2 protein-coding genes are annotated in these 904 nt (G+C 50.9%); both read left to right on the top strand.

Going from position 1 to position 904, the window contains the following annotated elements; genetic code table 11:
• Window positions 1-485 (top strand): FAD-linked oxidase C-terminal domain-containing protein (locus WEIDD23_RS11740; protein ID WP_278279504.1); only part of this gene is annotated, 485 nt, incomplete at its 5' end.
• A gap of 11 nt (window positions 486-496) precedes the next feature.
• A partial coding sequence (locus tag WEIDD23_RS11735; RefSeq protein WP_156469654.1) for an aminotransferase class I/II-fold pyridoxal phosphate-dependent enzyme occupies window positions 497-904 on the top strand: 408 nt, incomplete at its 3' end.

Raw genomic sequence — 904 nt, 5'->3', positions numbered from 1 at the left:
ACCTACTCCGTAAGGCCGGCGCTCAGACAATTGACGTCACGTCGGACCCAGCCCGTACCGCAACTATTATCAAAATTCGCCAAGACATCTTTGCGGCCGGTGCGCAATATGGCCGTTTGATTGTGGAAGACATTGCCGTGCCATTAGGGCAGTTAGCAATTGTCGCCGATCAAGCGGAAGCGATTGCCGCTAAGCATGGTCAACGGTTATTGCTGCTCGGTCACGCCGGCGACGGTAATTTGCATCCAGATATCATTTTAGAAAGCAAAGATGGTGCTTTACCCGCGGAAACGCAGGCCTACATTGATGAGCTATTGCCCTTTGTGATTAGCATCGGTGGCACGGTCAGTGCGGAACACGGGATTGGCACGATTAAAAAGAAGTGGGTGCCCCAGCAATTGTCACCCGCAGTGCAAACACTACAACAACAAATTAAAGCCGTTTTTGATCCGACCGGTATTTTGAACCCTGGCCGTAAGTTTTAGGGAGGTAGACGATGAGTTTAAATGAACGCTTAACACAGATTCAACCCAATGCGATTCGAGCATTCGATGCACAGATTAGTGATGTGGCTGATATTTTGAAATTGACGCTGGGCGAACCAGATTTCAATGTACCGAGCCACATTAAACAAGCAGCGATCGACAGCATTTTAGCAGATGATTCACATTACGCACCGGCCGCTGGGACGCAAGCGTTGCGGGAAGCGGCGGTGCACTTCTTAGCTGACCGGTACAACCTGCAATATGATGCTGACTCACAAGTCATTGTGACGTTGGGGGCCACAGAAGGGATTTACGACACGATTACCGCCGTTGTTAATCCTGGCGACCGTGTCTTGATTCCGGCGCCGAACTTCCCGTTGTATGACCCAACGGTGGTCTTAGCTGGTGGCGTACCAACC

It is taken from the genome of Weissella sp. DD23, from assembly GCF_001579105.1.
GTDB classification, from domain to species: domain Bacteria; phylum Bacillota; class Bacilli; order Lactobacillales; family Lactobacillaceae; genus Weissella; species Weissella cibaria.
Note: the sequence above shows the minus strand (reverse complement) of the source record. Positions and strands in the feature narration are given on the sequence as shown.